The sequence below is a fragment of the Mycobacterium sp. E3251 genome (assembly GCF_001666835.1).
Lineage (GTDB): Bacteria > Actinomycetota > Actinomycetes > Mycobacteriales > Mycobacteriaceae > Mycobacterium.
In genome coordinates this window covers 56,309-64,982 of the sequence record NZ_LZJF01000119.1, presented here as the reverse complement: position 1 = coordinate 64,982, position 8,674 = coordinate 56,309, and the positions used below count along the sequence as shown (strand labels likewise).

General features: G+C 71.5%; 11 protein-coding genes. 5 read left to right on the top strand and 6 right to left on the bottom strand.

The window, feature by feature from the left end:
* Positions 1–408: lipase family protein (locus tag A5697_RS14245; RefSeq protein ID WP_231971936.1), on the top strand; the 408-nt coding region annotated here is incomplete at its 5' end.
* Here A5697_RS14245 and A5697_RS14240 read toward each other — a convergent pair.
* From A5697_RS14240 to bioB, 3 genes are read right to left on the bottom strand one after another with little or no spacing between them, the layout of a single operon-like run.
* The gene (locus A5697_RS14240) at positions 403–1,068 is read right to left on the bottom strand and encodes a DUF2567 domain-containing protein (RefSeq protein ID WP_369806027.1); all 666 of its coding nucleotides are present in this window, start codon (positions 1,066–1,068) and stop codon (positions 403–405) included. The two genes, A5697_RS14245 and A5697_RS14240, sit on opposite strands and share 6 nt — an antisense overlap.
* Complete coding sequence (locus tag A5697_RS14235; RefSeq protein ID WP_068011047.1) at positions 1,065–1,292, bottom strand: hypothetical protein; 228 nt, start codon at positions 1,290–1,292, stop codon at positions 1,065–1,067. The genes A5697_RS14240 and A5697_RS14235 overlap by 4 nt, the downstream gene beginning before the upstream one ends.
* Before the next feature lie 14 nt (positions 1,293–1,306).
* Entirely contained in the window at positions 1,307–2,341 is a 1,035-nt protein-coding gene (gene bioB / locus A5697_RS14230; protein WP_067948082.1) for a biotin synthase BioB, read from the bottom strand.
* A gap of 131 nt (positions 2,342–2,472) precedes the next feature.
* On the opposite strand from bioB, the gene A5697_RS28085 reads away from it, so the two are divergent.
* The 4 genes from A5697_RS28085 (at position 2,473) to A5697_RS14215 (ending at position 6,302) form a co-directional block, all read left to right on the top strand.
* Positions 2,473–2,646 (top strand): hypothetical protein, encoded by a 174-nt coding sequence (locus A5697_RS28085; protein ID WP_197501001.1) that lies wholly within the window; start codon positions 2,473–2,475, stop codon positions 2,644–2,646.
* Positions 2,647–2,724: 78 nt separating this feature from the next.
* On the top strand, positions 2,725–4,569 hold the full coding sequence (locus A5697_RS14225; protein ID WP_068011045.1) for a hypothetical protein: 1,845 nt from the start codon (positions 2,725–2,727) through the stop codon (positions 4,567–4,569).
* 3 nt (positions 4,570–4,572) lie between these two features.
* Complete coding sequence (locus tag A5697_RS14220; RefSeq protein WP_068011043.1) at positions 4,573–4,941, top strand: hypothetical protein; 369 nt, start codon at positions 4,573–4,575, stop codon at positions 4,939–4,941.
* 68 nt (positions 4,942–5,009) lie between these two features.
* Positions 5,010–6,302 carry a hypothetical protein gene (locus A5697_RS14215; RefSeq protein ID WP_369806120.1) on the top strand — a complete coding sequence of 431 codons (1,293 nt, stop codon included), beginning with the start codon at positions 5,010–5,012 and terminating at the stop codon, positions 6,300–6,302.
* Here the strand turns inward: A5697_RS14215 and A5697_RS14210 are convergent.
* Genes A5697_RS14210 through A5697_RS14200 form a run of 3 tightly spaced genes read right to left on the bottom strand, consistent with a single transcriptional unit; the run spans position 6,299 to position 8,669 of the window.
* Positions 6,299–6,808 (bottom strand): 2'-5' RNA ligase family protein, encoded by a 510-nt coding sequence (locus tag A5697_RS14210; protein WP_068011039.1) that lies wholly within the window; start codon positions 6,806–6,808, stop codon positions 6,299–6,301. The two genes, A5697_RS14215 and A5697_RS14210, sit on opposite strands and share 4 nt — an antisense overlap.
* Positions 6,808–7,488: a dethiobiotin synthase gene (gene bioD / locus A5697_RS14205; protein WP_067948072.1), complete on the bottom strand. Its 681-nt coding sequence runs from the start codon at positions 7,486–7,488 to the stop codon at positions 6,808–6,810. The genes A5697_RS14210 and bioD overlap by 1 nt, the downstream gene beginning before the upstream one ends.
* Positions 7,485–8,669 carry an 8-amino-7-oxononanoate synthase gene (locus A5697_RS14200; protein WP_068011037.1) on the bottom strand — a complete coding sequence of 395 codons (1,185 nt, stop codon included), beginning with the start codon at positions 8,667–8,669 and terminating at the stop codon, positions 7,485–7,487. The genes bioD and A5697_RS14200 overlap by 4 nt, the downstream gene beginning before the upstream one ends.
* Positions 8,670–8,674: the final 5 nt, after the last annotated feature.

Genomic DNA, 8,674 nt, shown 5'->3' with positions numbered 1-8,674 from the left:
CCGCTCGAGAGCATCCTGTCGACGCCCGAGGTGATGCACGTGTTCGAGAGCATCAAGCTGGGCGTGGCCGTGCCGACGCCGCCGGTGCTGATCGTGCAGGCCGTCCACGACTACCTCATCGACGTGAAAGACATCGACGTGCTCGCCGACGCCTATTCGGCCGGCGGCGCCCAGGTGACCTACCACCGGGACGCGTTCAACGAGCACATGCTGCTACACCCGCTGTCGGCGCCGATGACGCTGCGCTGGCTCACGGACCGGTTCGACCGCCGCCCGCTGACCGAGCACCTCATCCGGACCACCTGGCCGACGATGTTCCACCCGATGACCTACGTCGGGATGGCGCGGCTGGCCAAGATCGCGGCCAAGGTCGTCTTCGGCCGGAGCATTCACCGCCGTCCGCTATGACACGGCCGCTTCCGCGGCACCCCCGGCTCCCAGCGGCAGCGCATCGGAAGCCCGGCCGCCCGGCGGAAGGGCGCCCAGGTCGTCACGGGCGTCGGCGGCCGCCAGCACCGCATACACCAGCGCGGCGATAGCGGCGGGCCACAGCAGGGTCAGCGCGATCTGCAGCGGGTTCTGGGCGAAGAACACCGGGGGCGCCTGGACGACGTACGCCACCGACGGGGCCTTGGACAGCGGCACCGCGTCGAAGTTCAACGCGCCGTAGAAGACCCGGACCAGCGCGGCCCCGGTAGCCGTCGCGGCCGCGGCGGCGGTCAACAGGCCGGTCGACAGCGCGACGACCATCCCCGGCCCCCGGCGCTCACGCCACTGCCACCCCAGCACGGGCGCCACCACCGCGAGCACGGTCAGCAGGCCCAGCATCAGGCACGGCGCGTCGAAGAAGTGCTCGGACTCGGTGCCGAGGTAGTCGTGGACCCGTTCGCCCGCCCGCGTCAGCGCCACCACGGCGTGGATCGGCGGGGCGATCCACGCCCACAGCCCGCCGGCCAGCACCCCGGCCGCCGCGGACCCCAGCCCGGCGATGACGATGGCGCGCACCGGCGGCTTGCGCGGGGCGGTTGCGGCCGGCGGGGCGTCCCGACCCTCCACGGGCTCGGTCACCGCTGGGCCTCCAGGTCGACGGAGTCGACCTGACCGTGCCGCGAGCACTGCGCCCGCCAGCCGTCGGGGCGGACCTGCACGATCATCCGGCGGCCGCATTCCGCACAGAACCGGGGCGGCTCGAGGCCCAACTGCGCCGCGGTCGGCACGGCGGTGCCCCCCAGTTCCCCGGTGTAGACGTTGTACACGCCGGCGCTGACCGGAGCGCCCAGTTCCCGAACCACAGTCTCCAAGTTTCCTACAGGGTGGCGTTCAGGGCCTTGATGGGCATCTGCAGGTCGTCGAGCAGTTCCAGGTCGGCCTCGGCCGGGCGGCCGAGGGTGGTCAGATAGTTCCCGACGATCACGGCGTTGATGCCGCCCAGGATGCCCTGCTTGGCGCCCAGGTCGCCCAGGGTGATCTCGCGGCCCCCGGCGAACCGCAGCATCGCGCGCGGCAGGGCCAGGCGGAAGGCGGCCACCGACTTCAGTGCCTCGGGCACCGGCAGCACCTCCAGGTCGCCGAACGGCGTGCCGGGACGTGGGTTGAGGAAGTTCAACGGCACCTCGTCGGGCCCCAGCTCGGCCAGTTCGGCGGCGAACTCCGCGCGCTGTTCGAGCGTCTCGCCCATGCCCAGGATGCCGCCGCAGCACACCTCCATGCCGGCGTCGCGCACCATCGACAAGGTCTGCCAGCGCTCCTCCCAGGTGTGGGTGGTCACCACGTTGGTGAAGAACGAGCGGGCGGTCTCCAGGTTGTGGTTGTAGCGGTGCACACCCATCGCCGACAGCTGCTCGACCTGCTCGGCGGTCAGCATCCCCAGCGAGCAGGCGATGTTGATCTCGACCTCGTTGCGGATCGCCTCGATGCCGGCCGCGACCTGGGTCATCAACCGCTCGTCGGGACCGCGGACCGCGGCCACGATGCAGAACTCGGTGGCACCCGACTTGGCGGTTTGCTTGGCGGCCTCGACCAGGCTGGGAATGTCGAGGCGGGCGCTGCGCACCGGCGAGGCGAACAACCCCGATTGGGAGCAGAAATGGCAGTCCTCCGGGCAGCCGCCGGTCTTCAGGCTGATGATGCCCTCGACCTCGACCTCGGGCCCGCACCAGCGCATCCGCACCTCGTGGGCCAGCGCCAGCAGGTCGTCGAGCCGGTCGTCGGGCAGCTGCAGCACCTGCAGCACCTGCTCCCGGCTCAGCCCCTCGCCGCGCTCGAGTACCTGTTCACGGGCAACCGCCAGGATGTCTGCGTCGTTGGCGCCGGTGGCCGGTCGAGTTGCCGCTTGAGTCACCCGTACTCCCCTGCATCGTCAGTGGCCGCGCACGCGGCCCCCCTGCCCACGGTGGGGGCAGCTGTGAATAAAAGTGTTCAAAGTAGGGTAACGGCCGCAGAACATGCCGCCCGCCGGGGTATCTCACGACAATGACCGATCCGCACGCCGCGTATGTGGCCCACCACATGATCCTGCTGGCGATCCCCGCGTTCTTGCCGGCGATCATCGTCGTCGGCGTGATCCTCTACGTCGCACTCAAGGACCGGCGCTCCGGCGATGACGAGGAGGCCGGGCAGCGCGACGACGACGAAATCGGTGATTGACCGGCCGCCGATTTGGGCATTCCGCTTCCTGCGAGCTGGATCACAGCTCGGGCCCTGTGGTGTTCGGAGGTTTTGACGATGAACTCGACGGAACTGACCTACGTTGCCGAAGCGCCTGCCCGCGGCGCCGGCCTGAACCAGGTGATCGGGCTGTCGGTGGCGGCGGTGGTGATCGCCGCGGTCATGCTGTGGGTCGGTTATGCCCACCGCACCCATCGGATCGAGTGGTTGACGCGGGTGGCCGACAAGCTCGGCGAGAAGTTCCACCGGCCCAATTGGGTGGCGCTGCCGGTCATGATCTTCACGACGTTCATCATCTGCGCCCTGTTCGGGTTCATCTGGGACGTCAGCTGGCACATCGGCAACGGGCGCGACCCCGGCCCGCTGGCCAACCCCGCGCACTACTTCATCATCATCGGGCTGTTCGGAATCTTCGTCGGCGGCGCGGTGTCGATGGTGCTGCCCTTCGACAAGCCGGGGCCCGCGGCGGTACGCATCACCCGCAACTGGTACGCGCCCGTCGGCGGCATCCTGATGGCCGGCTGTGGCATGTACGCGATGATCGGGTTCCCGCTCGACGACATCTGGCACCGGATCTTCGGTCAAGACGTCACCCTTTGGGGCCCAACGCATTTGATGATGATCGGCGGGGCGTGTTTCTCGCTGTTCTCGGTGCTGATGCTGGAGCGTGAGGGCGAGGCGCACGAAGCCGGGGAGGTATTCAACGGCGCGTTCATCTCGTTCCTGCGGTACCTGTCGTTCGGCGGGTTGTTCATCGGCCTGTCGGTCTACCAGATCGAGTTCGACTTCGGGGTCCCGCAGTTCCGGCTGGTGTTTCAGCCGATGCTGATCGCCGCGGCGTCCGCACTGGCCGCCGTCGCCGCCCGCCTGACGATGGGCCGCGGCGCCGCGATCATCGCGGCGGTGTTCGCCATCGCGCTGCGGGGCGCGGTCGCGGTGATCGTCGGCCCCATCCTGGGCGCCCCGATCAACTGGTTCCCGCTCTACCTGGGTCCCGCCCTCATCGTCGAGCTGGTGGCGCTGACGCCGTTGATCAAGCGCCCGCTGGTGTTCGGCGCCGTCTCGGGCCTCGGGGTCGCCACGGTGGGGCTCTGGCTGGAATCGCTGTGGATCGGGGCCGTCTACCACTACCCGTGGCCGACCAGCATGTGGGGCGAGGCGCTGGCGATGTCGGTGCCGGTGGCCGTCCTGACCGGGTTGTGCGGCGCGATGTTCGGCATGGTGCTCACCGGCGAGCGCCTGCCGGGCCGCCGGCTCGCCATCGGCGTCGTCGCGCTGACGGTGCTCGTGATCGGTTGCGCGGTGGCCAACGGGTTGCACATCCTCGTGCCGGGCAAGAACACCGCCACGGTGACGCTGACGGATCTGCCCAGCCCCGCAGGCCAGCGGATGGTGTCGGCCGACGTGATGATCTCCCCGACAACCATGGTCAGCGACCACCCGGACTGGCTGACGATCCTGTCCTGGCAGGGGCGGATGCAGAACGACCGCGGCCTGATGATCGACAAGCTCGCCAAGGTCGGGCCGGGGCACTACCGGTCCACGCAGCCGGTCCCGGTGTGGGGTGACTGGAAGACGCTGTTGCGGGTCCAGGACGGCCGCACGATGACGGCCGCGCCGATCTACGAGCCGGCCGACGACGCCATCCCGGCGCCTGAGGTCCCCGCCCTCGCGACGAGTACGCGGCCGTTCGTCCTGGAGGTCACGATCCTGCAGCGCGAGCGCGACCAGAGCGCGCCGGCCTGGCTGTTCACCGCCGGCGGAATCGTCGTGCTGTTCCTGACGCTGATGGTCATCACCGCCCTGACCTGGGGCGCCGGCCGGATCAACAACGCCGACAGCGTCCCCAAGCGGGCGGAGGAGGAAAAGCACACCGTGCCAGGCACCCCCAGGGCGGCCTGATCGATGGGGATGCGTAGCGCCCTGGCTGCGGCGTGGGTGGCGGCGCTGGCGTGGGCGTTGATCGCGTGCGGCGGCTCGCATAACCAGTCGCAGGCCACCGGCGCCGGCCCGACGATCGACGTCACCATCGCCAACGGGCAGGTGACTCCCACCAACGCCACGCTGCAGGCCAGGGTGCACCAGCCGATCACGGTGAAGGTGACCAGCGACGCTCCCGACGAGCTGCACGTGCACTCGACGCCCGACCACAAGTTCTCGGTGGCCGCGGCGCCCAACCAGACGTTCCAGTTCAGCGCCGACGTGCCCGGCAACGTCGAGGTGGAGCTGCACCGACTGGACCGCACGATCGCGACCATCCAAGTCCAACCGTGAGCGCCCGCGGCGCGACCGCGGTCCTCGCGCACGGCCTCGGCGGATCCGGCGACCTTCCGGTGCCGTACATGTACGCGATGGTCGGCGCGGCGTGGGCCCTGACGTTCACCTTCGCGCTGGTCGCCTTCGCCTGGCGGCGGCCGCGGTTCGATCCGCTCAAGCCCGGCCGCCCACTGCCGGCGGCGGTGACCGCGCTGGTCGACGCGCGGGCGACGCGGTGGACGGCCGCCGGGCTGGCGCTGGTGTTCGCGGCGTGGGCGGTGGCGGCCGGGGTGTGGGGCCCGCGGTCGGAGACCAACGCCCTACTCGGCGTGTTCTACGTGCTGCTGTGGGTCGGCCTGGTGGCGCTGTCGCTGGCGATCGGGCCGGTTTGGCGGGTCATTTCGCCGATGCGGACGGTCTATTTGTTGCTGCGGCGGGCCACGCCCGAGCGCCTGCACCGCCCGCGGCGGTCCTATCCCGAACGCTGGGGCTACCGCCCGGCCGCGCTGGGCCTGTTCGCGTTCGTCTGGATGGAGCTGGCCAGCCCGAACCCCGCGTCGCTGCCGTGGGTGGGCGCGTGGCTGGGTGTGTACGCCGTGGCCATGCTGGTGGGCGCCTGGCTGTGTGGCCAGCGCTGGCTGGCCCGTGCCGACCCGTTCGGCGTGTACAGCATGGCGGTGTCCCGGCTGTCCCCGTTTCGCCGCAACCCGGCGAGCGGGAGGATCGTCATCGGGAATCCGCTCGACCATTTGCCGTCGCTGCCCGTGCGGCCCGGGGTGGTGGTGCTGCTCGCGGTGTTGCTCGGGTCCACGGCGTTCGACAGTTTCTCGTCGTCCCCGACGTGGCGCGGCTTCGCCGACGGGTTATCGCGCGACATCGGCCTGACGCCGGCGCCGGCGTCGTCGCTGCTGCGAACCCTCGGGCTGATTGTCTTCATTTCCGTTGTGGCGGTGACCTTTTCGCTCGCCGCGCGCGCGACGGGCGGCGTGGACCGCGACCAGCGCCGCGCCCTGCCCGGCCAGATGGCACATTCCCTGATCCCGATCGTGGTGGGCTACATCTTCGCCCACTACCTCACCTACCTCGTCGAGCGCGGACAGCAGGCCGTGTTCGCGCTGGCCGACCCGCTCGGCCACGGCTGGAATTTGCTGGGACTGGCGCACCAGCAGGTGGCCTACGTGTTGTCGGCGCACCCGCCGGTGCTGGCCGGGATCAAGGTGGCCTGCGTGGTGACCGGCCACATCCTCGCGGTGATCGCCGCCCACGACAAGGCGCTGCGGCTGCTGCCCAGCGGGCACCAGCTCACCGGACAGCTGACCATGATGCTGGTCATGGTCGGCTACACCTTCACCGGCCTTTACCTGCTGTTCGGCGGCTAGCGGATCAGGTAGTCGACCTTCTTCTCGCCGTTCCAGTGGCGCAAACCGGCGAAGCTCCCCTCGACGAGCTGGGGCCGCCCCGCGATCCGCAGCGACCGGCTCAGCGCCGGTCCCGCGACGCGACGGGCCAGCGTGACGTGCGGCGTCCAGTGGCCGGGCAGGCTGGTGGGGGCCGGCGCGGGGGCCAGGAGCTCGCCGCACAACCGGTGCACCTGCGCGTGGAAATCCAGCAACTCCGCCGTCGGCACGATGAGCCGGGCCAGGATCGCGTTGGACCGCCCGAGCAGCAGCGACGGGCCGACGGCACAGCCCAGCGGCAGCCGGCCGGTCAGCGGCCGGAGCGCGGCGTCGGCCTCCTCGGCGATGCGGTCGGCCACCGCGAGCGTGACGTGCGGCCGCCCGGCCGGTGCCTGACTGGGAATTCCCGCGCACGCCAGCGCGTCCCAGAGCCCGCGGATCGTCGCCTCGGTCTCGCCGTCGAAGAGCAGCTCGATGGAATGCACCATCAGCGGACCAGCGTGGCGACCCAGTCGCGGTCGAACGCCGCGGCGCTCATGGCCGCGAACTGCGCGGCGTCCATCGATCCGGCCCCCGCGGGCAGCGCGGCCCGCACCGGGGCCAGCCGGCCCAGCGCGGAGCGGTTCGAGGTCTCCACCAGCCCGGGGTGCACCGGCCAGCTGCCGATGACCAGGCCGGCGCACGAAACATCATGGGCGGCAAGCGATTCCAGCGTCAGCGCGGTGTGGTTGAGGGTGCCCAGTTCGGCGGTCACCGCGACCAGTGCCGCGGCGCCCAGCTCGACGGCCAGATCGCGCAGGGTGAAGCCTTCGGCGGCGAGCTCGACGAGCAGCCCGCCGGCCCCTTCGACCAGCGTCAGCCGCCCCGGTCGGTCCAGGCCGGCGATGAGCCGCAGCACCTGTTCACCGGTGGGCAGCGCCGCGCCGGCCAACTCGGCCGCGGCGGCCGGCGCCAGCGGTTGCGGGTAGCGGGCCAGCCCGGCCAACTCGGTCGCGCCGGACAGCCGGGCGACCTCGGCCAGGTCGTCGTCGCCGGTGTCGGTGCCGGTCTGGACCGGTTTGCACACCGCGACGTCGATGCCGGCCTGACGGGCGTGACAGGCCAGCGCGGCGGTGACGACGGTCTTGCCGACCCCGGTTCCCGTCCCCGTGACGACCAGGACGGTCAAGGGCGCGTCACAGCAAGCACGTCGGTGAGCACCCGCCGGGCGATGTCGAGTTCGGCCGCATCCAGCGACGCGCGGGCGGTCAGCCGCAGCCGGGAGGTCCCGGCCGGCACGGTCGGGGGCCGGAAGCAGCCCACCTTCACGCCGGCGTCCAGGCAGGCGGCCGCGGCGGCCAGGGCCACCTCCGGGTCCCCCAGGATCACCGACACCACCGCCGACTGCGGGATCTCGGGCACGGCGCACACCTCGGCCAGCATGCGGGCATGCCGCAACACCGCCTCGGGCCGCCACGGTTCGGCCCGCAGCACGGTCAGCGCCGCCCACGCGGCGCCCACCGCCGCGGGCGCCAGGCCGGTGTCGAAGATGAACGTCCGGGCCGCGTCGATCAGGTGGGCCCGCACCGCCGCCGGCCCGAGGACCACTCCGCCCTGACTGCCCAGCGCCTTGGACAGCGTCGTGGTCAGCACCACGTCGGGGGCGCCCGCCAGCCCGAGCTCGTACAGCAGCCCGCGCCCGCCCCCGCGCACGCCGAGGCCGTGGGCCTCGTCGACGATCAGCAGCGCGCGGTGCCGGCGACAGACCTCGTGCAGCTCCCGCAGCGGCGCCAGGGCGCCGTCGGCGCTGAACACCGACTCGGTGATGACGACGGCACGCTCCTCGTCGCGCCCGGCGAGGGCCGCCTCCACGGCATCGACGTCGCGGTGCGGCGTGATCGCCACCCGGGACCGCGACAGCCGGCAGGCGTCGACCAGGGAGGCGTGCGAAAGCTCGTCGGACACCAGCAGCGCCCCCCGGCCCGACAGGCCGACGACCGCGCCCAGGTTGGCCGCGTATCCGGACGAGAACAGCAATCCCGATGCGGCGCCGACGTATTCGGCGAGCTCGGACTCGAACTGCTGGTGCAGTTCGGTGTCGCCGGTGACCAGGCGGGAACCGGTGGAGCCGGCGCCCCACATGCGCAGCGCCGCGACGCCGCCCTCGATGACGTCGGGGTGCTGGGACAGCCCCAGGTAGTCGTTGGATGCCAAGTCCAGCTCGGTGGCGACGGCGGGCCGCGGCCGCAACGACCGGCGCAGCCCGGCCTCGCGGCGCTGACTTTCCACCGCCTCCAGCCAGGCCAGCGGCGTGGGGGTATCACCCGCTTGCGGGGGAGTCTCGATCGGTGCCCGCGGGAAGGCGTTCATGGGCC

What these genes read in the sequence shown, in the direction of transcription:
- A5697_RS28085 (WP_197501001.1), top strand. Translation starts at nt 2,473, where the DNA reads ATGACCGATCCGCACGCCGCGTATGTGGCCCACCACATGATCCTGCTG.
- A5697_RS14225 (WP_068011045.1), top strand. Translation starts at nt 2,725, where the DNA reads ATGAACTCGACGGAACTGACCTACGTTGCCGAAGCGCCTGCCCGCGGC.
- A5697_RS14220 (WP_068011043.1), top strand. Translation starts at nt 4,573, where the DNA reads ATGGGGATGCGTAGCGCCCTGGCTGCGGCGTGGGTGGCGGCGCTGGCG.
- A5697_RS14215 (WP_369806120.1), top strand. Translation starts at nt 5,010, where the DNA reads ATGTACGCGATGGTCGGCGCGGCGTGGGCCCTGACGTTCACCTTCGCG.
- A5697_RS14210 (WP_068011039.1), bottom strand. Translation starts at nt 6,808, where the DNA reads ATGGTGCATTCCATCGAGCTGCTCTTCGACGGCGAGACCGAGGCGACG.
- A5697_RS14200 (WP_068011037.1), bottom strand. Translation starts at nt 8,669, where the DNA reads ATGAACGCCTTCCCGCGGGCACCGATCGAGACTCCCCCGCAAGCGGGT.